The 25,816-nt window shown below is 61.3% G+C and carries 24 protein-coding genes, 1 tRNA gene and 1 pseudogene; 7 read left to right on the top strand and 19 right to left on the bottom strand.

From position 1 onward, the window contains the following. The first annotated feature begins 9 nt into the window (after positions 1–9). Complete coding sequence (locus AC1DSJ_RS25315) at positions 10–1,323, top strand: YihY family inner membrane protein (protein WP_054427474.1); 1,314 nt, start codon at positions 10–12, stop codon at positions 1,321–1,323. 36 nt (positions 1,324–1,359) lie between these two features. After that, complete coding sequence (locus AC1DSJ_RS25320; protein ID WP_006218678.1) at positions 1,360–1,818, top strand: CBS domain-containing protein; 459 nt, start codon at positions 1,360–1,362, stop codon at positions 1,816–1,818. A 91-nt stretch (positions 1,819–1,909) separates the two neighbouring features. Here the strand turns inward: AC1DSJ_RS25320 and dusA are convergent, their stop codons facing one another. Beyond that, complete coding sequence (gene dusA / locus AC1DSJ_RS25325; RefSeq protein ID WP_082387277.1) at positions 1,910–2,926, bottom strand: tRNA dihydrouridine(20/20a) synthase DusA; 1,017 nt, start codon at positions 2,924–2,926, stop codon at positions 1,910–1,912. 180 nt (positions 2,927–3,106) lie between these two features. Between dusA and AC1DSJ_RS25330 the strand changes: the two genes are divergently transcribed. Continuing rightward, positions 3,107–4,075 carry a homoserine kinase gene (locus AC1DSJ_RS25330; RefSeq protein WP_054427472.1) on the top strand — a complete coding sequence of 323 codons (969 nt, stop codon included), beginning with the start codon at positions 3,107–3,109 and terminating at the stop codon, positions 4,073–4,075. Between the two features lie 66 nt (positions 4,076–4,141). Then, positions 4,142–4,945, top strand: a complete 804-nt coding sequence (locus AC1DSJ_RS25335; protein ID WP_054427471.1) for a BPSS1780 family membrane protein — start codon at positions 4,142–4,144, stop codon at positions 4,943–4,945. Between the two features lie 6 nt (positions 4,946–4,951). Here the strand turns inward: AC1DSJ_RS25335 and AC1DSJ_RS25340 are convergent. From AC1DSJ_RS25340 to mdtD, 11 genes and pseudogenes are all read right to left on the bottom strand, one after another. Next, positions 4,952–5,254, bottom strand: a pseudogene (locus AC1DSJ_RS25340) (DUF192 domain-containing protein); the annotation flags it as partial. Beyond that, a complete protein-coding gene (locus tag AC1DSJ_RS25345; protein ID WP_346552670.1) occupies positions 5,182–6,054 on the bottom strand; it encodes a type II secretion system F family protein in 873 nt (290 codons plus the stop codon). The gene AC1DSJ_RS25345 and the pseudogene AC1DSJ_RS25340, both read right to left, overlap by 73 nt. An 8-nt stretch (positions 6,055–6,062) precedes the next feature. Next, positions 6,063–6,908 (bottom strand): type II secretion system F family protein, encoded by an 846-nt coding sequence (locus AC1DSJ_RS25350; protein WP_441372379.1) that lies wholly within the window; start codon positions 6,906–6,908, stop codon positions 6,063–6,065. Beyond that, positions 6,905–8,593 (bottom strand): TadA family conjugal transfer-associated ATPase, encoded by a 1,689-nt coding sequence (locus AC1DSJ_RS25355; RefSeq protein WP_441372380.1) that lies wholly within the window; start codon positions 8,591–8,593, stop codon positions 6,905–6,907. The genes AC1DSJ_RS25350 and AC1DSJ_RS25355 overlap by 4 nt, the downstream gene beginning before the upstream one ends. 13 nt (positions 8,594–8,606) lie before the next feature. After that, positions 8,607–10,022: a type II and III secretion system protein family protein gene (locus tag AC1DSJ_RS25360; RefSeq protein ID WP_441372381.1), complete on the bottom strand. Its 1,416-nt coding sequence runs from the start codon at positions 10,020–10,022 to the stop codon at positions 8,607–8,609. Next, positions 10,019–10,885 (bottom strand): Flp pilus assembly protein CpaB, encoded by an 867-nt coding sequence (gene cpaB / locus AC1DSJ_RS25365; RefSeq protein ID WP_441372382.1) that lies wholly within the window; start codon positions 10,883–10,885, stop codon positions 10,019–10,021. The genes AC1DSJ_RS25360 and cpaB overlap by 4 nt, the downstream gene beginning before the upstream one ends. Continuing rightward, entirely contained in the window at positions 10,873–11,553 is a 681-nt protein-coding gene (locus AC1DSJ_RS25370) for a hypothetical protein (protein WP_441372383.1), read from the bottom strand. Before AC1DSJ_RS25370 ends, cpaB begins: the two co-directional genes overlap by 13 nt. Positions 11,554–11,624: 71 nt before the next feature. After that, positions 11,625–12,314: a pilus assembly protein gene (locus AC1DSJ_RS25375; protein WP_441372384.1), complete on the bottom strand. Its 690-nt coding sequence runs from the start codon at positions 12,312–12,314 to the stop codon at positions 11,625–11,627. Continuing rightward, the gene (locus AC1DSJ_RS25380; protein WP_441372385.1) at positions 12,311–13,528 is read right to left on the bottom strand and encodes a hypothetical protein; all 1,218 of its coding nucleotides are present in this window, start codon (positions 13,526–13,528) and stop codon (positions 12,311–12,313) included. Before AC1DSJ_RS25380 ends, AC1DSJ_RS25375 begins: the two co-directional genes overlap by 4 nt. A gap of 188 nt (positions 13,529–13,716) precedes the next feature. Next, positions 13,717–13,983 (bottom strand): hypothetical protein, encoded by a 267-nt coding sequence (locus tag AC1DSJ_RS25385; protein WP_054427464.1) that lies wholly within the window; start codon positions 13,981–13,983, stop codon positions 13,717–13,719. 365 nt (positions 13,984–14,348) lie between these two features. Next, positions 14,349–15,743 carry a multidrug transporter subunit MdtD gene (mdtD, locus tag AC1DSJ_RS25390; protein ID WP_054427463.1) on the bottom strand — a complete coding sequence of 465 codons (1,395 nt, stop codon included), beginning with the start codon at positions 15,741–15,743 and terminating at the stop codon, positions 14,349–14,351. A gap of 86 nt (positions 15,744–15,829) precedes the next feature. On the opposite strand from mdtD, the gene AC1DSJ_RS25395 reads away from it, so the two are divergent. Together AC1DSJ_RS25395 and AC1DSJ_RS25400 are read left to right on the top strand one after the other, a co-directional pair. Further along, entirely contained in the window at positions 15,830–16,492 is a 663-nt protein-coding gene (locus AC1DSJ_RS25395) for an SOS response-associated peptidase (protein WP_054427462.1), read from the top strand. Between the two features lie 48 nt (positions 16,493–16,540). After that, positions 16,541–16,834, top strand: coding sequence for a hypothetical protein (locus AC1DSJ_RS25400; RefSeq protein ID WP_054427461.1), 294 nt, complete (start codon positions 16,541–16,543; stop codon positions 16,832–16,834). Between the two features lie 311 nt (positions 16,835–17,145). Here AC1DSJ_RS25400 and AC1DSJ_RS25405 read toward each other — a convergent pair whose 3' ends face one another. Further along, complete coding sequence (locus AC1DSJ_RS25405; RefSeq protein ID WP_441372386.1) at positions 17,146–17,808, bottom strand: IS110 family transposase; 663 nt, start codon at positions 17,806–17,808, stop codon at positions 17,146–17,148. Between the two features lie 424 nt (positions 17,809–18,232). After that, a complete protein-coding gene (locus tag AC1DSJ_RS25410) occupies positions 18,233–18,382 on the bottom strand; it encodes a hypothetical protein (RefSeq protein WP_156337015.1) in 150 nt (49 codons plus the stop codon). Positions 18,383–18,750: 368 nt separating this feature from the next. Here AC1DSJ_RS25410 and AC1DSJ_RS25415 point away from each other — a divergent pair, with 368 nt between their 5' ends. Continuing rightward, positions 18,751–19,266 (top strand): anti-virulence regulator CigR family protein, encoded by a 516-nt coding sequence (locus tag AC1DSJ_RS25415; RefSeq protein WP_441372387.1) that lies wholly within the window; start codon positions 18,751–18,753, stop codon positions 19,264–19,266. Between the two features lie 184 nt (positions 19,267–19,450). Here the strand turns inward: AC1DSJ_RS25415 and AC1DSJ_RS25420 are convergent. The 5 genes from AC1DSJ_RS25420 to AC1DSJ_RS25440 form a co-directional block, all read right to left on the bottom strand. Further along, positions 19,451–19,529, bottom strand: a tRNA-Ile gene (locus AC1DSJ_RS25420). Positions 19,530–19,538: 9 nt separating this feature from the next. Continuing rightward, positions 19,539–21,815, bottom strand: a complete 2,277-nt coding sequence (gene rpoD, locus AC1DSJ_RS25425) for an RNA polymerase sigma factor RpoD (RefSeq protein ID WP_441372388.1) — start codon at positions 21,813–21,815, stop codon at positions 19,539–19,541. A gap of 856 nt (positions 21,816–22,671) precedes the next feature. Continuing rightward, complete coding sequence (gene dnaG / locus AC1DSJ_RS25430) at positions 22,672–24,738, bottom strand: DNA primase (protein WP_342066892.1); 2,067 nt, start codon at positions 24,736–24,738, stop codon at positions 22,672–22,674. 19 nt (positions 24,739–24,757) lie between these two features. Then, positions 24,758–24,970, bottom strand: coding sequence for a 30S ribosomal protein S21 (gene rpsU / locus AC1DSJ_RS25435; protein WP_006218592.1), 213 nt, complete (start codon positions 24,968–24,970; stop codon positions 24,758–24,760). A gap of 292 nt (positions 24,971–25,262) precedes the next feature. Next, entirely contained in the window at positions 25,263–25,805 is a 543-nt protein-coding gene (locus AC1DSJ_RS25440; RefSeq protein WP_476760411.1) for a phosphoribosyltransferase, read from the bottom strand. Between the last annotated feature and the right edge of the window lie 11 nt (positions 25,806–25,816).

The raw sequence follows: 25,816 nt of genomic DNA on the forward strand, positions 1-25,816 counted from the left end.
TATCGCCTGATGAATCGCCCCGCCGAGCCCGACGCCGCAACCCCGGCGGCTACCGACCCCTCGACTTCGCGCTCTTCATGGGTCGCGAGGGCCGGACGCGTCTTCCGATTCACCGCGCAACGCGCGAACGAAGAAAAGCTGCTTCAAGTCGCCTCCAGCCTCACGTTCACCACGGTGCTGGCCATCGTGCCCATGCTGGCCGTGGTGCTGTCGTTATTCACTGCCTTCCCGGTGTTCCAGGAATTCCGCGTTGCCCTGGAAGACTTCCTGACCAACAGCCTGATGCCGCCGTCCGTCTCGGACAACATCATGGAATACCTGAACCAGTTCGCCCGGCAGGCCTCGCGCCTGACCGCGATCGGCGGCGCGTTCCTGCTGGTGACCTCCCTGTTGCTGATCATGACGATCGACCAGGCTTTCAACGACATCTGGCACGTCACGCGCCAGCGCCCCCTGCCGCAACGGGCGCTGGTCTATTGGGCCATCATCACGCTGGGGCCGGTGCTGGCGGGGGCCAGTTTGTGGGCCACGTCGTTCGTGGCGCGCGAATCGTTGGGGCTGGTGGCGGATGTGCCCGAAGTCATCAGCATCGCCATTTCCTTCATCCCTCTAATACTGACTGCGCTGGGTTTCGCCGCCCTGTTCGTCGTCGTGCCCAACCGCGAAGTGCTGTGGCGCGACGCGCTGGTGGGCGGCTGCGTGACGGCCATCGTGCTTGAGGTCATGAAGTCGGGGTTCGCGTATTACCTGACCCGGTTTCCCACGTACACCATCATTTATGGCGCGTTCGCAACGCTGCCGATCTTCCTGCTGTGGATCTATTTGTCCTGGTTGGCAGTGCTGCTGGGCGCCACCCTGGCCTCGAGCGCCCCGCTGATCCGCCTGGGCCGCTGGGAAATCAACCGTTATCCGGGCGCGCAGTTTGTTGATGCGCTGGATGCGTTGCGCGCGCTGCGCCGCGTCCAGTCCGCCAACCCGCCCGGCATGCCGGCCAATGTGCTGGCGTCTGAGCTGCACCTGCACCAGGACGAACTGAACGAGGTGCTGGAAACGCTGAATGCCATGGGGCTGGCCACGCGCACCCCCGACGACAACTGGGTGCTGACGTGCGACGCACGCGAAACGTCGATGGCGCCCGTGGTGGACAATTTCCTGCTTGACCGCAATCAGCCCAGGGTCCGCGACGATCCGGAGATATTGCGAGTCGCTTCAGCCGTAATTTCCCAGCAAAATACGCCCACGCTGGAAGAACTGTGCGGAGAAGCGCAGAATACCGAAAATGGAATCGCTCCCTTGCTGCAATTGGAAGCGAATAAGAAATAGCAATGCATTCGGGCGTAGTCCGCCCAGGAGGAACCGATGTTGAAGGTCAGCGAGATTTTGCGCGTCAAGGGCGATACGCTCTATACGGCGTCGCCCGACATGCCTGTGTCCCAGGCCGTGCAAACCATGAGCGAGCAGGACATAGGCTCGCTGGTGATCATGGAATTCGGCACGCTGACCGGCATGCTGACGTTCCGCGAAATCATCCGTCACATGCATGCCCATGGCGGCGCCGGTGAAACCACCATCCGCTCGATCATGGATGACGCCCCGGTGAGCGTGTCGCCCAACACCAGCGCCGACGAAGTGCAGCGCCTGATGCTGGAAAAGCACGCGCGCTACATCCCGGTCATGGACGGCCCGACCCTGATGGGCGTGATTTCGTTCTATGACATGGCGCAGGCCATCGTTGCCGCCCAGCAGTTCGAAAACAACATGCTAAAGGCGTATATCCGCGATTGGCCCGCGGAAACCGCCGAACCGGCCAAGTCATAACTGCCAGGGGGTCAGACTGCGGTCCCCCGCAGTCTTCTGGCGGCAACGGCTGGCAATTACCCACCCACTGCTCGCTACCACCCCCTGCTTGCTACACCCCCGCCGGCGCCGCTTGAAATGCGGCGCCGCGCATTTCCGGCGCCTGCCGCTGGCTGCGCCAGGCGTCGTAGATCAGGTCAGGGTTGTTGGCGGCCAGCAGCGCCGGGTCCGACAACATGCGGCGCCAGCGGCGCGCGCCTGACTGACCATTCACCAACCCCAGCATCGGCCGCGTCATCACACGCAGCGGCACGCCCTTGGCGACTTGCCGGGCGGCGTATTCGGTCATGGCGTCCACGACCTGCGCATCGCTGGGCAGGCGCACCGACGGCCACAGCCGCAACGACACTTCCGACAGCACGCGCGGGGTATGCCAGGCCGCGCGACCCAGCATCACGCCATCAAACTCGTCCGCAGCCTGGACGGATTGCTCCGCATCAGCCAGCCCGCCATTCAGCACGAACGTGCAGTCGGGGAAGTCTTGCTTCAGTTGCTTGACCACGTCATAGCGCAACGGCGGAATTTCGCGGTTGTCCTTGGGTGACAGACCCTTGAGCACCGCGTTCCGGGCGTGGGCAATGAAAATCCGGCATCCCGTGTCGTAGATTTTGCCAACGAAGTCTCGGACGAATGCGTAGGATTCTTCGTAATCCAAGCCCAGGCGATGCTTGACGGTGACGGGGATATCGACGGCGTCCTGCATGGCTTTCATGCAATCCGCCACCAACGCCGGCTCCGCCATCAGGCAGGCGCCGAATGCGCCCTTTTGCACGCGCTCCGACGGGCAGCCGCAATTCAGGTTGATTTCGTCATAGCCCCATTGGCGGCCCAGCTTGGCCGCTTGCGCCAAGGCGTCAGGCTCGCTGCCGCCCAGCTGCAACGCCACCGGATGCTCGGCTTCGTCGAAATCCAGATGACGCGGGACATTGCCGTGCAGCAGCGCGCCCGTCGTGATCATTTCCGTATACAAGCGTGCGCGGGGCGCCAGCAGCCGGTGGAAATAGCGGCAATGGCGGTCGGTCACGTCAATCATCGGGGCGACACACAGCCGCCAGTCGGGGGAGTCCAAGAATCACTCTACAAAACAAGGGGATGCGGTATTTTACGGGCTTAGCGGCATTATGTCCGGCGTGCGTGCGCGGCCGGGCCTTCGGGCTCTGCGCAACCCCACCCGCTATGTGGTCTAAAATTGCGCCGCCGCCGCACAGGCATGTCCGAGCGTCCGTTAACCCATCACCTTTGCATATCAATGGCCGTATTCACTCCCGTATCCGACGACGACGCGCGCGCCCTTCTGGCGCAATTCGACCTGGGCGAGTTTGTCTCGCTTCGAGGGATTACGGCGGGTATCGAGAACACCAACTACTTCCTCTACACCACGCGGGGCGAATACGTCCTGACGCTGTTCGAAGTGTTGACGCACGCCCAACTGCCCTTCTACATCGAACTGATGTATCACCTGGCAGAGCGCGGCATCCCGGTGCCGCAGCCCCAGACCCTGCGCGACGGCACGCGGCTGACCACGCTGCATGGCAAGCCCACCGCCATTGTTTCGCGCCTGCCCGGCGGCTATGAACCCGCCCCCGGGGCCGCGCACTGCGCCCTGGCTGGCGCCACCCTGGCCCGCGCCCATCTGGCCGCCCAGGACTTCCCGATTCACCAGCCCAATCTGCGTGGCCTGTCCTGGTGGGTGGAAACGGCGCCCAAGGTCATGCCGTTCCTGGAACCCGCGCAAGCCCAGTTGCTGAGCGCCGAGCTGGCTGCTCAGCAGGCCGCCGTCGCAACGCCCGCCTGGCAAGCGCTGCAGACCGGGCCGGCGCACTGCGACCTTTTCCGTGACAACGTGCTGTTCGCCGGCACCTTCGAAGACCCGCTCATGGGCGGCATCATCGACTTCTATTTCGCGGGCTGCGACACCTGGCTGTTCGACGTGGCAGTCAGCGTCAACGACTGGTGCATTGACCGCGATACGGGGGAGTTCATTCCGGAACTGGTGCAATCCTGGCTCGCCGCCTACGCCAGCGTCCGCCCGTTTACCGATGCGGAACGCGAAGTCTGGCCGTTGATGCTGCGCGCTGCCGCCCTGCGCTTCTGGGTGTCCCGCCTGTACGACTTTTTCCTGCCCCGGCCGGCGCAAACCCTGAAGCCACACGACCCGCGTCACTTCGAAAGAGTGTTGCAAGCACGCCACCGCCCCGGCTTGCCAATATTGCCGTAACCGTTACGCCCCCCATAATGGGGCTAGCACGTCCAATTTTTGAGAGATCACACCCTTTAGAGAGCCATGCAAGCAGCATTCCTACCCGCGACATCCGGCTGGCAATGGGTTCGAGACGGCTTCCGTCTGTTCCGCAAACAACCTCTGGCCATGTTCACCTGGGCCATGTTCATCAGCCTTTTGGTGGTCTTCGCCAGCGCGACGCCGCCGGTGGGACCGATTCTGGTCGTGGCGCTCATGCCCATCATCACCCTCATGACGCTATCGGCGTGCAAGCACGTGGACGCCGACCGCGTCATGCTTCCATCGATGTGGGGCAAGCCCCTCAAGCAGCCCGGCGTATTCCGCAAACTCTTTCTGATGGGGTTGTTGTACGCGGGGCTGAGCATGGTGACTGGCCTGCTGACGTTCCTGCCGTTCATGGACTCAATGGCCGAAGCGTTCCGCATCGCCTCGGTTGAGCGCACATTGGAACCCGTCCTGCTGGCCATGCGCGTGCCGCTGACCATCTTCGCGATCCTCTATGTGATCATTGCGGCGCTGTTCTGGCATGCCCCGGTCTTGGTTGCCTGGCATGGCCTGCGCTTGGTACAGGCCCTGTTCTTTTCTGGCATCGCCTGCTGGCGCAACAAGTGGCCGTTCCTGGTCTATGGCGCCACCTGGGCCTTGATATTCCTGTTCATCGATTTGTGCGCGGGTTTGCTGGTGTCGATGGGGCTGTCGCCCCAATTCGCCGGCACGTTGCAGATCCCGTTCAACATCGCGGCGGGTGGCGTGTTGTATTGCAGCTTCTATCCGGCCTATACCTCGGTGTTCGGCATCAATAACGCCAGCTCGCAGCTCGACAACAGCAATAGCGCCCAGGCATAAGGCGATGCGGCAGGGCGGCAGCGCCCTGCATACCCGCATCACGCTTAACTCGCGCGATACAAACGCCACGTCGATGGGGTAACGCATACCAAAGGTATGCACTGCCGCGCACGGCATCAACAAGATGCCGGACCGCCCACCGGGCGGCCTTCTTCCCAGCAGCCCCCGCATCCGCCCCATCCAGCTGTTTACTCGCAGCAACCGCAGCCGATCCCTGGCCAGAGGAGGATGACGGCTCATTGCACGCTTTGAAGCAGTTGGATGGCAATCGGAAACGCCAGCACGATGAAAGTGCATGGAAAGATGCATCCGATCAGCGGCAACAGCATTTTCACAGGCGCCTGCATGGCCAGTTGCTCGGCGCGCAGGTGCCGGTCACTGCGGCATTGTGCAGCCTGGGCACGCAGCACCGGCCCCAGACTGATGCCCAATGCTTCCGCCTGTGCCAGCGCCGCAGCCCATGTCCGGGCAAGCGGGCTGTTGCTGCGTTCCGCCAACGCCTTGATCGCGGCGGTGCGCGCCACCCCTGCGCGCATCTCGGCCAGGGCATCGGCCAAGGCGTCTCGCAAGGCGCCGGGCGGTCCGCTCTGCGCGGCGGTTTGTAATGCGCCTTGCACACTTAAACCGGCCTCCACGCACAGGGTCATCATGTCGAACACGAAAGGCAGATCGCGTTCGATACTGCGGCGGCGCTTTTCCGCCAGGCTACGCAACCATAACCCTGGTGCGATGCCCGCGGCCAAAACCGGAATCGTCGTCCATGGCAACGCCAACCCCACCGGATAATCGTTGAGCAACAAGAGCCCCGCCGCGGCCATGCCCGCGACAAGCGCAACACTGGCGGACAACGCGGCGATATGCGCATAGCCTACGCTGGCGGGCAACGCCGCCTGCTCAATCAGCCGGGTCAGGCGAACGCGCAATCGCCAGGAACACAGCGGCCCCACCAACGGCGCCACCGCCGACACCCAAGGCCAGGCAGCCCGCCACCACCACGGCAAGTCGGCAGATACCCCCTGCTTACTCCACAGCAATGGCCGCAACGCCAACCACGTCAGCCCCCCGGCGCCTGCCGCTGCCGTCAACATTCCCAGAGTCAGCCACATCATTGCCCCCGTCAGATATCAATCCGGATGATTCGCCGGATCAGCAGTACGCCAGCGGTTTCAAGCACCACTATGATCGCCAGCACGCCCCACCCCATCGGGGTGTGCCACAACAAACCCATGACTTCGGGCTCAAGTTGATCAAGCACCGCCAATAACACCAAGGGCAACGCCCCCACGATCCAGGCCTGTAATCGCCCTTGAGACGTCAGCGCCTGCAATTTCGCCTGCAACTGCAGCCGGGCGCGCAAGGTCTGCGCGATGCTCTCCAGCGCCTCGGCAAGATTGCCGCCCGTTTGCGCGGCGATACGCATGGCGGCAACCACCAAGGCGGTTGAATCCGCCGGCATACGCTGCTGCAGATTTTCCAGCGCGGCATCCCAGGTCACGCCCAGCCGTTGCTCGCGCAGCATCAGCCCGAATTCCTGCGCCAGCGGCGCGCCGCTCTGTTCCACCACATGACGCAAACCCGTAGGCAACGCGACGCCCGCCCGCAATGCCGACGCCAACATCAGCAACGCCATTGGCAACTGCTGTTCGAAACGGCATGCCCGCCTGCGGCGCAGCACATCGACCATCATGCGTGGCGCCCTTGACGCTACCCCGGCCGACAGCGCCGCCGCCACTGCGCTTGCCGTCACTGAAAACACCAGCGCGGCCGTCACGCCCGCGCAGGCAACGGCCGCCACCCATAGCTGGGCCGGGTCAATAAAGAGAAACACTTCACTTAAGCGGACGCCAGCGTCTTGCGTGTAGAGTTCACGATACTTGCGCAACGCAGGCGCGAACCACACCTGGGCATGCCAAGCCAATAGCGCGACACAGCACATCGCGGCCGACGCCGCGAGCCAGATCACGGCGAACCTTGTGAAAAAGTCGTGGCAATCGGACTGACCGGACCACCCACTTCCGTAAACCAGCCGGGGTCTAGCGTGGCCCCCTCATCCGCCCACGTCTGCGCAAAGCCTGGCAACGCACCACAACCTATAAAGCCAGACTGGCGGTCAAACCGAAACAGATCCTGCAGTTGAATGCGGCCGCTTTCCATGCCCGCGACTTCCGCGATAGACGTCACAACGCGCCGCCCGTCCGCCAGCCGGGCCTGCTGCACGACCAGATCCACGCTGGCGGCAATGTGTTCACGCACTGCGCCCAGCGGTAAATCCAGGCCCGCCATCAGGATCATCGACTCCAGGCGGCCGAGCGCGTCACGCGGCGAATTCGCATGCAAGGTCGTCAATGACCCTTCGTGGCCAGTGTTCATCGCCGTCAACATATCGAACGCTTCCGCTCCCCGGCATTCGCCGACGACAATCCGATCCGGCCGCATGCGCAAGGCGTTGCGCACCAGTTCGCGGATATCGATATGCCCCCTGCCCTCTTGGTTGGCCGGCCGCGCCTCCAGCGCCACCAGATGATCGTGATTCAACCGCAACTCGGCGGCATCTTCGATGGTGACAATGCGCTCGCCATCTGGGATTTCATTGGACAAGATGTTCAGCAAGGTCGTCTTGCCCGAGCCTGTCCCGCCCGACACGACGAGGTTCTTGCGCATCTTCACGCACAACGAGAGAAACTGCGCCATCGCGTTGCTCAGCGATGCCGCCGCAATCAGATCGGGCATTTTGGGACGCCGCTGCGGGAACTTTCGTATCGTCAGGCTGGCGCCTTTCATCGCCACGGGCGGAATGATGGCGTGCACTCGCGACCCATCTGGCAGGCGCGCATCCACCATTGGCGAGCTTTCGTCGATACGGCGGCCCAACGGCGTGACAATGCGTTCGATCACCCAGCGCACTGATTGCTCGCTGGTGAATGCCGCCGGATGCCGCCACAGCCGTCCGCCGCGCTCGACATAGATCTCGTCATAGCGGTTGACCATGATTTCGGTAATTTCTGACGCGGCCAGCAAAGGTTCGAGGGGACCCAAACCGACGGCCTCGTCCAGCACCTCTTGGCACAACGCCGCCCGGTCCGCCTCCGCCGGCACGTCAATATCGGTCGCGACGATATGCGTAAGCAGCCGCTCGGCTTCAGCACGCAACGTGTCATCGCTCATGCCAGCCACATCGCGCCTGCGCAAATCCAGCGCTTCCAGCAACGCCGCATGCAAACGCCGCCGTTCGTGCAGCCGCTGCGGCGCCATTGGCGTAATGGCTGCCACCGTGCCCGTTGGCAGCGCCGCGTCGGGAAGGGGGTCGGCGGCATCGGATGGCCCTTGCGGCGGCGCGCTCAATTGATTGGCGTCGCCGTTCGCAGCCCATCGCACCCTCAGGCGGCATGGGCCGATCAGGATGTCATCGTCAGGCAGCACCGGCGCATGCCGCGCCACCCTGACGCCGTTCACCTGGGTGCCGGCAAGCGTGCCCAGATCCTCCAGCACAATATCGGTATCTTCGCGCGACAACCTGGCGTGCTGACGCCCCACCCGCCAGTTCACGATACGCAAGTCGCATTGCGCGCCCCTGCCAATCAACACCGGCACGTGGGCAGTCTGGCGGCGAACGCCCGAGTCTTCAAACGTCATCTCGATATCCAGCATGTCAATTCCCCCGTTATCGCTTTTGCGTTGCGCTGTCCTGCGCAGTCCTGTCTTGTGCAGTCCTGTCTTGTGCAATCCTGTCCTGCGCAGTCCTGCCTTGCCCAATCCATTGGGAACCCTCGCCCGAATACGGATTCCATCCGTCGATGACGGCGGGCGTCGCCGTGCCTAGCCGAGGCGGCTCGGGAAACGAGGCGTCCAGCAGGTCGCGCCCGCGCCGCACCCGATCCAACATCGCAGGCTCGCTTTGCGTCACGATCTTCGGCGTGACGAAAATCGCCAGCTCCGTTTCCCGCTGCTGATATCGGCGCGACGAAAATAGCGCGCCCAAAATGGGGATGTTCTGCAGCCATGGCAGGCCGTTGACCTCTTGCCCCTGCTCCCGCGACAAAAAGCCACCGATGACCAGCGTGTTGCCCGAACGCACGTTGAATTCGGTCGATGCCCGCCGTGTTCGCAGGGCTGGGCCTCCTGCGACGCTGAGCGTCGTGTCCACCGAGCTGGCCTCGACTTCGATCAAAGAACGAATGACGCCGTTGCGGTCAATGCGCGGCGTGATGTTCAGCGACACGCCATAGGGCTTGAACAAGGTGGTGGGATTGCCTCGCGAATCTGTCGACGTATAAGGCACTTCCCCGCCCGCCAGGAACGTCGCGCTTGACCCGCTACGCGCCAGCAATTGCGGCTGAGCCAGCATGACGGCTTCGCCGCTTTGCGCCAGAGCGGCGATCCGCGCGGACAACAGCGCATTGATGCCGAAGTAGCCCGCTGCGGCGGAGGCCGGCCCAGCGGTTTCGATCACCGATTCCCCTGGCCGGGTCATGCGCCCCCGCGATCCCGCATCCCACGCCAAACCGGCATTCATCCCGCCTTGCGTCATGCCGTCCCAACGCACGCCGAACTCACGCAATCGGGAAGTCGGGATCTCAACAACCTGCACATCCAACAAGACCATGCGGTCCCAGCCGACCTGCCCCGTGAAGTCCAGAATGGCGGGATAGCGCTCAGCCAACGCGGCGATACGTGCGCGATCGTCATCTGACAAATCGTCGCCTTCAATCAGGATGCGCCCGCCCACGTTTGCGCTGCGTGCGCCAGGGATGCGGGCAAGCAGCGCTTCAACCTCGGCCCGCAACCGAGGCGCGCCGGCAGGCACCACTCGAAACTCATACGCATTGCTGCGCCCCGCCGCCGTCCAGACATGCACGGAGGACACGCCCTCGGCGCGTGCGAAGACCACGACATCGCGCCCCTCAGCGGTAACGGCGCTAAGCACCTGTCCGTTGCCGATTGCCACTCGTTTCACACCGGGGTGCAGTAGAACGCGCGTCTCGCCCACTTGCAACTCGAGTTCTACCGACGCAGACGCAGCCGCCTGCAGCGGCAAACTCAAGACGATGACGCCAACAACGCATGCGAGTCGCTTCATGGTTGCTCCGATTCCAGGCGAAACCGCGACGCCGCATTCGATGACGGCATGACGGAATGCGCGTCCACGCGGTCCCCGTACAGAATGGAGACGCCCGGGGCGGGCAACGGGTCGGGGTCCAGCCCGATCAGCGAGGCAAGATCCGTTTGCTTGGATGCCGCCACCGCCGCCACGTCGTCGCGATGCCGCGCCATTGCCGTCAACGTGCCGGCCTGCCGGGCCGCAACGAATTTCATGGCTTGAGCAGGGTCGGCGGCCAGGGTGATGGTTCCCACGCCCATCCCGCCTTTGTCGCCTTCGGCCTCGTCGTCGACGGTCAATACCCGCATGCTCTGCAATAACGGCACGGTGAGCTCCCGCTGACGATGAGGGAACGTCACGTAGATGTCGATCAAATCGCCAGCCCGCAACTGGCTAGCCAGACCGCCCAAGTCTGCCGCCGATACCGTCAACGCCCGCTGCCCCGTCTGCAACCGTGATGCCAGGGCGGGCTTGGGGGCATTGAAGCTCAGTTGCGTTTTCAGCAACGGTTCGCCGGGCCCCACATCGGCAACCAGCATGCCCCCCAGCAAGCTGCTCATTGCTAACGGGTCCACGCTGGCGCTGGGCGCCCACTGCTCTGGAATTTCGCGCACGGCCAAATGAACGTCTTCCAACATCGTTCCGGCAGCAAGCGGATAAGCGGCGACCAGGCGCTCGACCACGGGAGTGCGCGCCTCGGCCTCTAGCGCCTCGACCCGCTTCTGGACGTGTTCGCGCACGGCCCACGCCGATACCAAGCCGGCAAGCAAGGCAAGTCCATATATGCCGACTCGACGCAATCGCTTTGCACTTTGGATTAGCAACTTCTTCATGACGCCCATCCCATCACGCGAAGACCGCTGCCGGCTTCAAGCGGCATCACCGATATCTGCATACGATCATTTCGCCTTGCCCACGACTGAACGGCGCCTTCTTCGGATTGCCGGCGCCAACCGTCGCGCAGCAAGCCCGCCTGGACAAGCGGCGCCAATCGCGCAGGCGGCAACGCATGCCGCCAAATACGTTCAGACACCCTGACACCTGCGTCCATGACCACGACATCAAGGTGCAGCCGCGCCCCAGCCGGCAGCCATGATGGCGTAGGCAAGGACGCAGGCAGATTGGAGGCAGGCGCCAGACGCATTGATGAGATGCTGCCGACAGTGCGCCCGTCGTGCGTGCGCTGCATCTGCGCCACCCACTGCTCGTCACCGATACGCCCGGACAAAATCAACTGCCCCGGCAGCACATTCAAATCAGCCAGCGCCGGCTGTTGCGCAGAGAGCATGCGGATCAAATCAGGAGCAGTGGCTGGCGTATCAAACACCACCACCTGCGCGGGATAGCCGTGGAGCCAGAGTTGATCGGCCAGCAGAACGCGGCTGGAGCCTGGAGGGAAACGCAGTCGGCTCAACATCGCTTTTCCCGGGTCCCCATTCGGCAGCGCATGTGCAGCAAGATCGGCGGGCCCTGCGAAAGCGGGCATGGCGATTCCGGCCAGCCCGCTCATCAGCATCGGCAAACAGACATGGCGAACGACGGCTCGTTGGTCTCGACGAGACTTAGCCTGCGAATACCTGCTCATTTAGCTTGCCCTCTTTTCTGGTTCAGCCGATCCCCCGGCACCACATCCGCCCATGCGGAAAGCCAATCCGTCTGTATCGATGGCCTGCCCCAAGGGCCGTCCATGCGCGCGACAAGCGACTCAAATCGCCGCGCTTGCGCCACCGAGAGGCGTTCTGCCTGCCGCCATGCCGTCGGCGCGTTGGCGATGCGATGCCTAGCGTCCTTATCCCCGTGCGCATAGCCCGCCCCCACCGCGACCCGGGTGTAGCGAGTGATCGGCGCCGCAAACGCAGAGACAAGATGGGGTGCGCGTGGGTTTGGGTTTGGGTTTGGGTTTGGGTTTGGGTTTGGGTTTGGGTTTGGGTTTGCGTGGGCGTGCACGGACAACAGCTGTAGCCCTCCGCCAAACCATTCGTCCTGCAACAAAGCCACCCGCTGCGCAGCCACTCCCGTCAAGGCCTCGACGCGCCGGTTCAGGCCTATCGCCTTCATCGCATCACGCGAGCTGAGCGGTTGCCCCATTGCCCCTGCCATGGCAGCCTTGCGGCTGGCCTGAGACATCTGCTGCGCGGAAAACTGCAGCCCGCCCACCCACGACACCGACCAGATCAGCACGCCCATCAAAGGCATCATCAGCATTGCCTCGACGACAGCCTGCCCCCTTTGTCGACCGAACGGCTCGGGTCTCTTTGCGATCTTCATCATGGTGTTCCCCTGGCATGCTGCCGTTCCTGAGAAGCAACGGCAGAGAGACGGGCCTGCCAGTAAGGGCGAAACAGCGTGGCCAGTTCGTCACGGCCGTCAGCACGCGACTCCGGGCGCAGGAAGTACGTTTCTGCGGCGCTGGTCACGCTTATTCCCCCTGACCGCCCCAAAGCGGCATAGCGGAAAATGCCCATCGGTAAGGCCACTGCGCTACCCGCATCCGTCGTCTTCAACAAGGCGCCTGCCATGCGCACGCTGACTGCGAAGCGCAAGGGCAAGTGGATGCGCGACGACGCGACTTCCCGGTAGGCCGGCAGGCCTCGGCCTGGCCACCGCTGCGCGGATGCCATCGCGTAGGAGTTGGCCATGGGATTCGTCACACCGTTGAATATGTCCCACGATGTCGACTGCTCTACCCAGCGCCAAAAATCCTCGTGAGAGAAGTCAGCAGGCGGTTCATCCACATAATCAAGACCGTCGGGCCCTTTGCTTTTCTGACCTTGCGTGGTCCCCCAACCCATGGCGTATTCACGAAAATAACAGCCCACCCAGCGGTTCGATCGCAGAGCATGGAACGACTGCGTATCCAATGCGCCCCACCGTCCGTCCGGCCCAAGCCATGTCGAACCGCGGCGGCGCAGCTCATGACGCTTCAACGGGCAGCGATGGCTGACCGGCCAAGGATTGCGCCGCGTGGCATTCCGCGGTTTCAGAAAGCCGTAACGGCCTGCCGCTAGATCGACTGCTGGCCACAAGCCCGTTTTTCGGTTGGCGCGATGGCGTTCCACAAAGCCCGGCCATGCGTCCGACAACAGACGCACGCTAATAGTCCCCGCACGCTGATCCCCTGCTGAAGGCAGGTCATCCAGATTGGCGGCAAGCACTTTTTGCATGATGCGATCACGCGTTTTGGTCAACTCCGTCATTGCCGAATTGGCGGCAGTTTCCAACACTTGATGCACGACACGGTCATGCTGCGCGAATGCGCTTGCCAACTGCGCGTCAACAATCGGCGACGCTTGCCCGGCGCGGTACGCCAGCCCCATCTCTGGCCCGAACAACATGGCAATCAGGCTGGACGGAGGATTCCCCCGAGTGCGCTGCGCGTGCAATGCGCGGCCATACTGCGCCGACGCGGCAAGCGTGACCAAATGCGCCATCGCTACCTGATGCGCGATCTGTGTTCGATTGATATACGCGATGGCGTTAAGCACGCGTGCCTGCTCAAGCGCGCCGCTGTAGGCGGCCGCATCCGCCGCGTGCGTCAGGCGAATGCGGCCTGCTACCGTCTGGCCCAGGTTGTAGAGCAAGACCAGAGAAGCCGCAGCCACGGACACGATCAACATGCCCAGCACCAAGGCTTGGCCGTGCTGTCGATGCGGTGGCAGTTGGCAATGGATGATCACTTCGCATCCGTGGCGTTGCCGGTAAAGGACTTGAGCGAACGCGCCTTGGTTTGCGCCGCCGCCTTCTGCGCCGCCTGCTGCGCTGCGCGCGTTTGCGTGCCGCCGTCTTCCCCTGCAAGTTCGCGCGCCATGGCCGCCGTCTGCGAGCGCACCACTTGCCCGAAGTACTGATACACGGCGATCGCCGCAACGGCCACCAAGGCCACGACCACGATGTACTCGGTCATACCTTGGCCCAACTGACGTAAACGTATTGCCTGCATCTCTGCTCTCCGGTTCCTTGAAAGTAGGCTGCAGTGTCGGCTTGACGCGCAGGGGCCACAATTCGCAGATACCGAGGTGGGCAAATTGATCACGCCCCTTTTTTCAACGAAAATCCATTGCGATGCACAAAGAAAAACCCCTCGCGCCAACGGCGGCGAGGGGTGATTCAGGCTCGATGTCCCTGTCGCTACGAAATCATGTAAGCCGCTAATTTTTCAGGGTTTTCCCTATTGTCGACGTGATTGCCGAGCAGTAGATTTGAGTTGCCGGGCTGTCTGACACCCATCGCGTGCGAAGCCGGGCAGGAGCGCCTCAGACTCATCTAGAGCTGGGGCGCTCTTCCATTTCCGGCTCTCAGAAATAGTTAACCAGCGGCCGGCCGGTTGCCCGCCGGACGCCCCAATTGCGTCATATCCAGCCGCCGGAACACCCAGGCAGATAACAAGGTAATGACGCCCACGCACACGAAGCTCAATGTAAATGCGCGGCCCAAAGCGGCATTCGCCTCGCCCGAGAACATGCCGACCAACCCGCCCCCGATGGTCACGCCCAGGCCGATGGCGAGCATCTGGATCATTGAAAACAGACTATTCCCGCTGGCGGCGTCCTGTTTGCTCAGTCCTTTCAACGTCACACTGTTCATCGCCGCAAATTGCATGGAGTTGGTCGCACCGAACAGGGCAAGCTGAAGCACCTGCAACGCGAGTGGCCACCCGGGTGAAATCGCGGCAAACGACACGATCGACGCACCGACCAACAGCGTATTGACCAACAGGAACGTGTCGTAGCCGAAACGCCGGACGAGCGGGGCGATCCACGGTTTGGATATCGTCCCCGCGATGGCAGCCGGCAGCATCATCAGCCCCGATTGCAGCGGGCTATAGCCCAACTGCAATTGCAGCAACAGCGGCAACAGGAACGGCACCGCGCTACTGCCGATCCGGCAAACCAGATTGCCCACCAAGCCGACGCTGAAATTAGGCTCGTTAAACAAGCGCAATTGGAAAAGCGGATTCTGACGCCGGCGCGCATGCACCACATATAACAACACCGTCAGGGCGCTAAGCGCGAACAAGCCCGCCGACCACGCCATACGGCCGGCACCCGCCGGCAAGTCCAGGCCAAGCGAAAACGACACCATGCACAACGACAACAAGGCGCAACCCAGCACATCGAACGGCGCCACGTCCGGCAATGCGTCTTCAGGCAAGTAGCGGCGCACGGCAAACAGGCCTGCGATTCCGATCGGGACATTGATCATGAAAATCCAGTGCCAGCTTGCCACCTGCACCAGCAACCCGCCCAGGGTCGGACCAAAAATAGGACCGATCTGACCCGCGATCGACACGAAGGCCAACGCCGAAATGTACTGGTCACCCGGCACCGTGCGCAGGACCGCCAAGCGCCCGATCGGCAACAGCATGGAGCCGCCCACGCCCTGCACCACCCGCGCAATCGTCAACTGCGTCAGCGTCTGAGCCACGGCGCAAAACACCGAGCCCACGGCAAATATCAAAATGGCCGCCAAGTACACGCGACGCGTGCCGTAGCGATCCGCCAGCCAGCCGGATGCCGGCGTGAACATTGCCATGGTCAGCGTGTACGCGACCACCACCGGCTTTAACGCCAGCACGTCCTCGCCCAAGCTGCGTGCAATCGACGGCAAGGCGGTGTTGACGATCGTGGTGTCCAGCGTCTGCATGAAAAAGCAGGCCGCGACTACCCAGAGCAGGGCCTGCTGTGATGAAGGTTTTTCCATGGAATAAATCGTACTCTCAGGATGCCAACGGAAGGCTGACAGACACCCGTATACTGATTTCGCCGCTTCCCAATGACGAGGCATGCATGTGTTCGCACTATCAGACGCTGAAGGATGCCGAACTGCTGCTACAGAAGTTCGGCGTGCGCACGAAACCCGCTGCCGGCCCCTATGACATGTGGCCTCGATATCAGGGAGTATTCGTGCGCAGGCCGGTGGAACACGACGCCGGAGACGACGCCGTTCCCGAGCGCGAAGCCGTCACCGGCCGCTGGGGTTTGATCTCTGCGTTAACTCGTGCCGACGGGCAAGACAAGGCGGGCAAACTCTCTACGTTCAATGCACGCAGCGAGACCGCCGCCAAGTCGTTCACGTTCAGCAATGCCTGGCGCCGGGCGCAACGTTGCATCATTCCTGCGGACGCGATATTCGAACCGGATTGGCGATCGGGTTCGGCCATTTCCACGCGCTTTGCGCGAGCCGATGGGGCTCCGCTGGGGATCGCCGGCCTATGGGACCGATGGCGCGATGCCAGCGGCCAGCTCAATGAGAGCTACACCATGCTGACCATCAACGCCGACCACGACCCGCTGTTCCAGCGCTACCATCGGCCCGGCGAAGAAAAGCGCATGGTCGTCATCCTGCCGGAGGGCGCCTACGGTGACTGGCTGACGTCGTCCAGCGACCGGACCCGCGACTTCCTCGTTCCCTACCCCGCCGAAAAATTGATTGCCACGCCGATGAAATGACCCCGTTTATCGCGGACTATACTGGATATATAAACAGTATTTTCCGCTATGCCGTTCAAATCCCCCCTTACCCACGCCGACCTGCGCACCATCCGCGAGCGTCAGCCCTGGAACCCCGACGTGATCTCCCTGCTCTGGGAGGTCAAACGGCTAAGGTCCGTCCTGCTGCGCGCCTATCAGCTGTCGGGTGACTTCAAGCGTCCCGCCGGTCTGACCGGCGAGCTCTACGACGACTTCATGAAAGCCTTGCGCGATGAACCCTGTGTGCAGGAACGCGACGACATGACGACGTCGCTGATGGAAGCGCCGAACCGGCTACGAAAGGGAATGGCGCCGCGGTGACAACGGCGTCACTAGCGTCAACCGCGCGCTGGGCTGGCGGCCTAACACCGGCTCCAGCCAGCGTTCGCGTCTTTCTTGTCGTGCAGGTGATCCCACTCGGTATTGCAGACCGAGCAAATGAATGCTTCGTGCCTGGCGCCGCGCGTGACCGACGCCAAACTTCTGACGACTTCCAGGCATATCAACCGATCGTGACCGGGCGCGCCACGTTTATTCTGAACAATGCCCTCGCAATCATTACAAGCCGGCATTTCTCCACCTTTCTAATTGCTTTCAGTGGAGATACTACAAAATGAAACCGGAGATAATGTTCAACAATTCTCACGAGACGGGGATCGGTTCAGACACGTCCCGGGAATCATTGCAAGTAAGGCAGCGTCTTCTTGCAGGTCCGAATGGTGGTCAATGTGATCATCAATCGCCCTTTCCAACCGTGCCATTTCGCCATCATAGAAACACAGCGAATTGCTGATCGAGCTTTCCACCAACGCCAGCGCTGCGCTCGCGTCCGCTTTTTTTAGCCGATTCAGCGATCGCGTCCGGTCTTCGGACAACGCCTCCCATTGCGCCACCAAGTCACGAAGTGCACGGACGTGGGCAGGAGACGGCTGCCAAGTCGGCGGTTGCGCCGCGACACCGTAGCGAGCGAGCGTCAGACTATCGAGCCCATCGGTCCGAGATCGCATGTCCCGCGTTTGGCCAAAGTCATGAACATTTTCCGGGTTGACGAGCGAAACCGTCGCGCCTGTGTCGTGCAGCGTCGTGGCCGACTGCTCGTGGTAAAGCCCTGTGCCGTCCATCACGCCATGCACCTGATCCGACGACAGCCCGTGTTTGGCACACCATCGAATCAGCTCGTACACGCCTTGCCGATTATTGGCCACCACCTTGCGCTTGCACTTGTCGTTCTTCGGTCCGAGCAGCAGGGTGCAGCGCAGTTTCAGTTCGGACACGTCGATACCCAGATAAGACATCGTTCATACCTCCCCATGCGAAGAAAGTATGCCAACTGCGCCCACTTGCCTGACTCATGCAGGGTCAATCCAGCACCAGGCGTCCAGTGTCCGCAATGGCCTCAGAAGTGAATGAGAGTCCGCACCATACCATCCAGATGGTGTTGAAGTCGACCACAATAGTGATATTTTCAAACCACAAAAAATCACTTCTTCAAAAATGCGGCGATGGTGTGAAACATCACGCAAGCTGCGCGAATACTGGGCAGCAATAGTAGGAGTCAACGTGGGCGTACGAATTGAGTCGATCAATATGCGTCAATTGCGCCGGGTTGCGCCGGGTTGCGCCGGGTTGCACCCTCTTTTGCGCTTGGCGTTCTATTAACCTGGCATCACGGATACGCCGAAAGTGGCGAAGCAAGGAGACGCCACCGCGCTAAACCGATCAGTGCTTGGCCGGAAAATCGGCGGGCCAGCGCATGCGTCGTGGCGCATCGCTCTTCTCTTTCGGCGTGTCGACAGGATCGGTAGGCGGGTCCGTTTTCTGTGAGGGATCAGGCTTCTTGCTGGGATTTTCCTGCTGCGTATCGTTCATTGAAAACCTCGCATTCGGCCGCACGAACTTAGCGCGGTGATGGGCCATCGTCGCACGGGCTGCTTCCAAGCCCTAGACCCTTTCAGACTAGTGAACATGGACGATGTTACGCGTGGTGGCGAGGTCGCGGACGGGACCCAAAGTGTCATTCTGAAACTTTGAGCCTCAACCAATTAGCATCATTAATGTCGTCGTGACAAAGTATGTTTTCCGAGTCTGAACAATTCGAGCTTTGACTAGCGAAGACGGGTAATTCACGTGCCAGGCGTACCCAACCTTTACATCTTTTTCAGACGAAGTCCCGATACGCCGAATCGGCAGTTTTAGAATCACGACAACGCATTCGCGCCACTTCTGGAGGTCTTCTCATGTATCGCCCAACGCGCAAGCTCCTTGTGATCGCCGCCACATGCTGTATGGCTTGGGCCAGCGCGACTTCCGCAGCCCCGCCTGAAGGCAAAGGAAAGCCCGACAACGCGGGACAGAGCCAAGGCAACAACGGCAATGGCAATGGCAATGGCAATGGCAACAATAAGGGCAAGAGCGACAAGGGCCAATCGTCCAAGAGCAAAGGCGGAGATAGTCATGGCGACAGCGGGAGCGTCACGCTTCGGCACGCCGGCATAACCATCTCAACCGCCCAAGGCTACGCTCGCGAGTACGGGTTATCTGGCTATAGCTCGCTTCCGCCCGGCATCCGGAAAAACCTCGCCCGAGGAAAGCCTCTCCCCCCTGGGATAGCCAAGAAGATGGTCCCCGCCCCCATGCTGGCGAGGCTGCCGGTCTACCCCGGCTACGAGTGGCAAGTGGCAGGCACCGACCTTATTCTTGTCGCCGTAGCGACCGCAGTGGTGGCAGACGTGCTGTTGAATGTGTTCGACTGACGCATCGGATCGGACAACCTCTAGACGGTCGGCACCGTGCTTGGCCACAAGTCGGCCGCCAGTACCCGACGCTATGCGCACTTGGCAACCGAGTCGATCAAATTGGCATTGTGAGAGATCGGCAAAAAATCCCCCACGCAAAAGAAAACGGGCCTCGGATTGCTCCGAGACCCGCGTCTTTCTTTGGTAGGCCCCCCGAGAGTCGAACTCGGCACCAACGGATTATGAGTCCGCTGCTCTAACCAGGCATGAGCTAGAGGCCCAGGAAAAAATTACTGCCCTTCCAGGAAGCTCTTCAGCTTATCGGCCCGGCTGGGGTGACGCAGCTTGCGCAGCGCTTTAGCCTCTATTTGGCGGATGCGCTCGCGAGTCACGTCGAATTGCTTGCCCACTTCTTCCAGGGTCTGGTCGGTGCTCATTTCGATACCGAAACGCATACGCAGAACCTTGGCTTCACGCGGGGTGAGAGAGTCTAGCACTTCCTTGACCACATCACGCATGGAACCGTGCAAAGCCGCATCCGAAGGCGCCAGGGTCGACGTGTCTTCGATGAAATCGCCCAAGTGCGAATCATCGTCGTCACCGATCGGCGTTTCCATGGAGATCGGCTCTTTCGCGATCTTCAGGATCTTGCGGATCTTGTCCTCGGGCATGTCCATCTTCTGCGCCAGGGTCGCGGGATCGGGCTCAGCGCCGGTTTCCTGCAGAATCTGACGGCTGATCCGGTTCATCTTGTTGATCGTTTCGATCATGTGAACGGGGATACGGATGGTGCGTGCCTGGTCGGCGATCGAACGCGTGATGGCCTGACGAATCCACCACGTGGCGTACGTCGAGAACTTGTAGCCGCGACGGTATTCGAACTTGTCCACGGCCTTCATCAAGCCGATGTTGCCTTCCTGAATCAGATCCAGGAATTGCAGGCCACGGTTCGTGTACTTCTTGGCGATCGAGATCACCAGACGCAGGTTGGCCTCGGTCATTTCGCGCTTGGCCTTGCGAGCCTTGGCTTCGCCGGTGGCCATGCGCTTGTTGACGTCCTTCAAGTCTTTCAGCGGCAGCACGACGCGCGTTTGCAGGTCGATCAGCTTTTGCTGGAGTTCTTGCACGGCGGGAATCTGGCGCTCGAGCGTCTCAGCGTACGGATGACCAGCCGCGACTTCGTCCACCACCCACTGCAGGTTGGTTTCGTTGCCCGGGAAGACCTTGATGAAGTGCGTGCGCGACATGCCGGCACGGTCCACACACGTGTGCAGAACGGCGCGCTCAAGCTGGCGCACTTCTTCAACCTGGTTGCGCAACGTGTCAGCCAGCTTCTCGACCATCTTGGCTGTGAAGCGGATGCCCATCAGCTCGTTCTGGATGGATTCCTGGGCGCGCACGTAGATGTCCGACTTGTAGCCGTCCTTCTCGTACGACAGGCGCATCTTGTCGAACTGCTTGTTGACTTCGTCGAACTTGGCCAGCGCCTTCACGCGCAGGTCTTCCAGCTGCTTGCTCGACATGCCGCCCGCGGGGCCGTCATCGCTTTCGTCTTCGTCGGCAGTGACACCGGCGCCGGCGTATTCTTCGCCGTCTTCCGGATCAACCAGGCCGTCGACCACTTCGTCGATCTGCGCCTGGCCTTCCCGCACGCGCAGGATGTGGGCCAGGATTTCGTTGATCGTGGTCGGGCAGGCCGAGATGGCCATGACCATGTGCTTCAGGCCGTCTTCGATGCGCTTGGCGATTTCGATTTCGCCTTCGCGCGTCAGCAGCTCAACCGAGCCCATTTCGCGCATGTACATACGCACGGGGTCGGTGGTGCGGCCGAAGTCGGAATCCACCGTGGTCAATGCAGCTTCGGCTTCGTCTTCAACGTCGTCGTCGTTGGACGCAACCGGGGCGTTTTCGCTCATCAGCAGCGTTTCAGCGTCGGGGGCTTGGTCGTAGACCGCGATCCCCATGTCGCTAAACGTGCTGATGATGCCGTCGATGGCTTCGGCGTCGACCAGATCGTCAGGCAGATGGTCGTTGATTTCGCCGTAGGTCAAGTAGCCGCGGTCCTTGCCCAGCTTGATCAGCTGCTTCAGGCGGTTGCGGCGAGCTTCGTATTCTTCCGGCGTCACGGGGCCGCGGGCGATCAGATCCTTGGGATCAGCCTTGCCACGCTTGCCGCCGCGCTTGGGCGGCTTCAGATCGGGCAGGACTTCGCCTTCGCCGTCCATCGTGTCGTCGAAACCGTCGGAATCGTTATTGGCGTTCTTGGCGGGTCGGCCCGGGCGGCGGCCGCTCGGAACCTGGCCCGAACGCGGTGCGCTGCCACCCACCAAGTCGGCGAGCTTGTCCTCAGCCTTCTTGGCGCGTGCCTTCGTCACTTTTTCGGGCTTGTCAGCCGCAGCCGTCTTGGTTGCCTTCTTGGCAGCCGTCTTGGCAGCGGGCTTGGCGACCTTCACCGCCGTCTTGGCGGGCGCTTTTTCCGCCGCCATGCTTACGGCGCGCTTGGCCGCAGGGGCCTTGAGTTCAGCCGCATCAATTGCAGAGGAGGATTTGCCGGTGGATTTGGTCATAGTCGCTTCCGTGGTCGTCGCAACCCGTTTGGGCATGTTGCACCGCATAAAGCCGCCCTGGACGGTGGCCCAGCGCGGCGCAAATACGGGTAAAACTGGTGAATCGGCCAAGGCCACGCGGCTGCGTTGTTCGCAGCGCCAACTCTTTCGAGCTCGCTTGGCGCCATTCAGGTGCAATACCTGTTGGGCGCTTGACGTGCATGACCTCATTCCGCGGCGGATTCCGGGCGTCGGGGGGGCTGTCTGCCTATAAATAGGCTTTGCTTGCTTATGGGGTCGTTGCCCCTAGCAGCTTATGTAGACACAGCACCCAGACCACTAACGCTACGCAAAAATGCTCGCCGCTGAACTGCCTGATTCACCGCTCAGCCTTCAGCCATACGCTGTCAGCATAATAATTAACGAAGTAACGTTTAAGCGTTGGTGTTTAACTTAAACATCAACTTAAATCCCAACGCTTAAACCTAAAATTTTGTCTTCACTGATCGTTCGAAAGGCTTGCTTCAAAAGTCTTACTTCAAAAGGCTGACTTCGACGGGTTCCTATGGGGTTCCCTTCTATAGGTTTCCCCCGCCGCCCTTCGAATGGCGTTCTTCAATCCGCTTTCTTCAATCCGTCTTTCTTAGATTCCAACAGCCAGAATTGATTCCAGCTTCCCGCACACTTTTACTGAAATAGCCGCAAGTTCCGGCCCAGTCCATCCAGACCAGGGCTGCCATCATTCAGGATCACCAGCAAATTCAGGAAAAATTAAGCTGAAATCAACTGCAAATGAATCGAATGACGGTCAAAAAATCAAATGGGGGCCAAGAACCTACAGCTTCCGGCAAGCGGACAACCTTTGATTTTAGCGCATTTAACGTATCCCGGCACCCTTCAGCACGGCCAATCGGCTGGAAAGTTCCAGGTAGCGCTTGCGCGCCTCGTCAGTCGCCAATCCCTCTGCCGCCAGCTTCGCCACTTCGAGCTTGGCTGAGTCGAACTCAATCCGCCGCAAGGCGTCATCCCACTCGGTCTGGGGGTCGGGCAAGTCTTCCTGCGACAGGATATCGGCCCGCAAGCCCTTCAGCACCGTGGCCAAGTCCGAATCAGGTTCCGCGGCCTCGAGCAACGCGCCCACATGGCGCGCACCGCTGGACTGCGCCAGCATGATCAAGTCTCTTACTAATCCTAGATGAGGGCCATGGTCGATAACTTCAAGCTGCTGATCCCCCATGGAATCCACTAATTCCGGGTGCGCCAGCAACAATCCCAGCAAGCGCTTTGCCAACGACGGCATCGTACGGCGCCCTTCGAAACCGCCAACGTCGTTATCGCGGCGTCCTTTCCAGTTGCCCTTGCTGCCCTTCCAGTCGCTTTTCCCCTTCCAATCGCTCTTGCCTTTCCATTCCGGCTTGCCACCCGCGCGCTGACCGCCGCCTGCGCCTGCAGATGGCCCGCCTTGAGACGGGAAATGGCCATAGTCGGCGTAATCTGGCTCGTCGGCAGGGATGTCGCTGAAGTCATGCCCGGCAAAGTCGTAGCCCATGTCTGCGTAACCGCCGTCATGATCCGACCCTGCCGAACCCGTGGCGGGCGCCGCATCACCCTGCGCAGGCTTGGCCGCAGGCGCCGGCGCAAAGGGCTTGGCCGGTTGTTGGGCCAAAATCTGCGACATTTCTTCGGGCGTCAGTTGGACCAGCTTGGCCATCTCCCGCTCGATCTGCACGCGCAACGCGCACTCGGGAATGGCAGCCAACAGGGGTTTGGCTTCGTGCAGACAGCTTGCCCGCCCTTCGGCCTCGTTCATGTTGTGCCGCGACGCCAATTCATCCAGCAAGAAGCGCGACAGCGCGACCGCATCGCCCAGACAGGCCCGGAACGCTTCGGCGCCCAACTCCCGAACATAAGAATCCGGGTCATGTTCCGAAGGCAAAAACAGGAAGCGGATCGCGATGTCATCGCGCAACACGGGAAGGCAAGCCTGCAAGGCACGCCAGGCCGCTCGCCGCCCGGCTCCGTCCCCATCGAAACTGAAGATCACCTTGTCGCTTGTGCGAAGCAGCTTCTTCACGTGGTCAGGGGTGGTGGCGGTGCCCAGCGTGGCGACAGCATTAGCAATGCCTTGCTGCGCCAGCCCGACGACGTCCATATAGCCTTCGACCACGATCACCTGCCCTTCCTGCCGGATGGACTGGCGGGCCTCCCACAAACCATAGAGTTCGTGGCCCTTGGAGAACAGAGGCGTTTCGGGGGAATTCAGGTACTTGGGCTCGCCCTTGCCGATGATGCGTCCGCCGAACCCGATCAGGCTTCCTCGCGCATTGCGGATCGGAAACATGACACGCTCACGGAAACGGTCGTAACGACGCCCGTCTTCGGACTCAATGACAAGGCCGGACTCCACCAAAGTGGGGTCTTCGTAATTTGGGAAAACTTGCGACAAGCCGTGGCGGTCGGTGCCCGACCAACCCAGGCCGAAATGCGCCGCAATTTCGCCAGTCAGGCCACGCTGTTTCAGATAGCGGATCGCCGCGGGCGACGCACGCAACTGCTTCAGGTAATGCGCCTGAGCGGCATCCAACACCTGCGTATGACGAGACTCCTCGGCCTTGCGGCGCGCGGATTCCTGTTGCTGGCGTGGACTACGATTTTCTTCGGGAACCGTCATTCCCGCCGAAGCCGCGAGCGTACGCACGGCTTCGGGGAAACTGGTACCCGTATGTTCCATCAGAAAAGTGATGGCACTGCCGTGTGCTCCACAGCCGAAGCAGTGATAGAACTGCTTGGTGGGGCTGACAGTAAATGACGGACTTTTTTCGTTATGAAAGGGGCATAGGCCAAGCAAGTTGGCCCCACCCTTTCGCAACTGCACATATCGCCCGACTACGTCGACGACGTCGACTCGGGCGAGTAGATCCTGGATGAATGATTCTGGAATCAATAGATTCGGGAATCAAAAATCAATACAGGCGCGGGGGCAGTTGTTGGCTACGGATGCGCTTGTAGTGGCGCTTCACAGCGGCAGCATGCTTGCGCTTGCGCTCAGCCGTGGGCTTCTCATAGAACTCGCGCGAACGCAGCTCGGTGAGCAAACCGGTCTTTTCGATGGTGCGCTTGAAGCGACGCAGAGCGGCTTCAAACGGTTCGTTTTCCTTCAGTCGAACGATAGGCATAAAGTGATTGGCCTGCTTGTAGGGTAACAAAAGTTGATGACAAACCTGGCTTGCTTACCAGCAACGCCGCGCTAGGTTAGACCCAGGTCCGCGATGATCGCGGAACGGGGACCTTGGGCGGCGCAACGAATTGCGCTGGCTGTTTCCGTTACCCAAAGACTACCCAAAGAGTAACAAGCCAAGTTCGGTTTAGCGATAACCAGCGATTCTAGCATGGTCATGCATAGTTTGACTACTGGGAGGGACACTTGGCGCCTAGGCGGCCAAACGCCCCTCCCTTAATCCGCTGGACTCAGCTCTGCGAGCCCTTGCGAATCCAGGCTTCCAGCTGATGCGGACGCAGGCTGTCGTAGTCTTCAAACGGCTGGTGAATCCAGGGATTCGTGGGCAGCTTCTCGACGTAGTAGTCGGGCGTTGCCTGGGAATGCCCCTTCCACCACAACACGGCGCTGCGCAGCTCCGTGATGTCGGCAAACTGGCGCTTCAGGTGGTCATAGACCTTGCTGAAGGTTTTACCGGTGTCGACCATGTCGTCCACCAGCAACACCCGCCCGGACAACGTGCCGCGCGTGATAGTGATGAACTGGGCGATATCCATGTCGCCCTGCTTGGTGCCGGCTGCTTCGCGATAGCTGCTCGTGGCCAAGATACCCAGCGGCACATCAAAAATACGGGACATCACATCGCCGACGCGCAKACCGCCGCGCGCCAGRCACAGAATCTTGTCGAACTTCCAKCCCGACTGATGCACCTGCAACGTCAGGCGTTCGATCAAGCGGTTGTAATCGTCCCACGTCACCCACAGATGGCTGTCATCATTGGTCGGCGTGCTCATACGCAAGCATC

The organism is Achromobacter sp. 01N37, from assembly GCF_056399725.1.

Excerpts from the sequence above, each read along its gene's own strand:
- AC1DSJ_RS25315 (WP_054427474.1), top strand. The coding sequence starts at position 10 with ATGAATCGCCCCGCCGAGCCCGACGCCGCAACCCCGGCGGCTACCGAC.
- AC1DSJ_RS25320 (WP_006218678.1), top strand. The coding sequence starts at position 1,360 with ATGTTGAAGGTCAGCGAGATTTTGCGCGTCAAGGGCGATACGCTCTAT.
- AC1DSJ_RS25330 (WP_054427472.1), top strand. The coding sequence starts at position 3,107 with ATGGCCGTATTCACTCCCGTATCCGACGACGACGCGCGCGCCCTTCTG.
- AC1DSJ_RS25335 (WP_054427471.1), top strand. The coding sequence starts at position 4,142 with ATGCAAGCAGCATTCCTACCCGCGACATCCGGCTGGCAATGGGTTCGA.
- AC1DSJ_RS25345 (WP_346552670.1), bottom strand. The coding sequence starts at position 6,054 with ATGATGTGGCTGACTCTGGGAATGTTGACGGCAGCGGCAGGCGCCGGG.
- AC1DSJ_RS25355 (WP_441372380.1), bottom strand. The coding sequence starts at position 8,593 with ATGCTGGATATCGAGATGACGTTTGAAGACTCGGGCGTTCGCCGCCAG.
- AC1DSJ_RS25360 (WP_441372381.1), bottom strand. The coding sequence starts at position 10,022 with ATGAAGCGACTCGCATGCGTTGTTGGCGTCATCGTCTTGAGTTTGCCG.
- cpaB (WP_441372382.1), bottom strand. The coding sequence starts at position 10,885 with ATGGGCGTCATGAAGAAGTTGCTAATCCAAAGTGCAAAGCGATTGCGT.
- AC1DSJ_RS25370 (WP_441372383.1), bottom strand. The coding sequence starts at position 11,553 with ATGAGCGGGCTGGCCGGAATCGCCATGCCCGCTTTCGCAGGGCCCGCC.
- AC1DSJ_RS25375 (WP_441372384.1), bottom strand. The coding sequence starts at position 12,314 with ATGATGAAGATCGCAAAGAGACCCGAGCCGTTCGGTCGACAAAGGGGG.
- AC1DSJ_RS25385 (WP_054427464.1), bottom strand. The coding sequence starts at position 13,983 with ATGCAGGCAATACGTTTACGTCAGTTGGGCCAAGGTATGACCGAGTAC.
- mdtD (WP_054427463.1), bottom strand. The coding sequence starts at position 15,743 with ATGGAAAAACCTTCATCACAGCAGGCCCTGCTCTGGGTAGTCGCGGCC.
- AC1DSJ_RS25395 (WP_054427462.1), top strand. The coding sequence starts at position 15,830 with ATGTGTTCGCACTATCAGACGCTGAAGGATGCCGAACTGCTGCTACAG.
- AC1DSJ_RS25400 (WP_054427461.1), top strand. The coding sequence starts at position 16,541 with ATGCCGTTCAAATCCCCCCTTACCCACGCCGACCTGCGCACCATCCGC.
- AC1DSJ_RS25405 (WP_441372386.1), bottom strand. The coding sequence starts at position 17,808 with ATGTCTTATCTGGGTATCGACGTGTCCGAACTGAAACTGCGCTGCACC.
- AC1DSJ_RS25410 (WP_156337015.1), bottom strand. The coding sequence starts at position 18,382 with ATGAACGATACGCAGCAGGAAAATCCCAGCAAGAAGCCTGATCCCTCA.
- AC1DSJ_RS25415 (WP_441372387.1), top strand. The coding sequence starts at position 18,751 with ATGTATCGCCCAACGCGCAAGCTCCTTGTGATCGCCGCCACATGCTGT.
- rpoD (WP_441372388.1), bottom strand. The coding sequence starts at position 21,815 with ATGACCAAATCCACCGGCAAATCCTCCTCTGCAATTGATGCGGCTGAA.
- rpsU (WP_006218592.1), bottom strand. The coding sequence starts at position 24,970 with ATGCCTATCGTTCGACTGAAGGAAAACGAACCGTTTGAAGCCGCTCTG.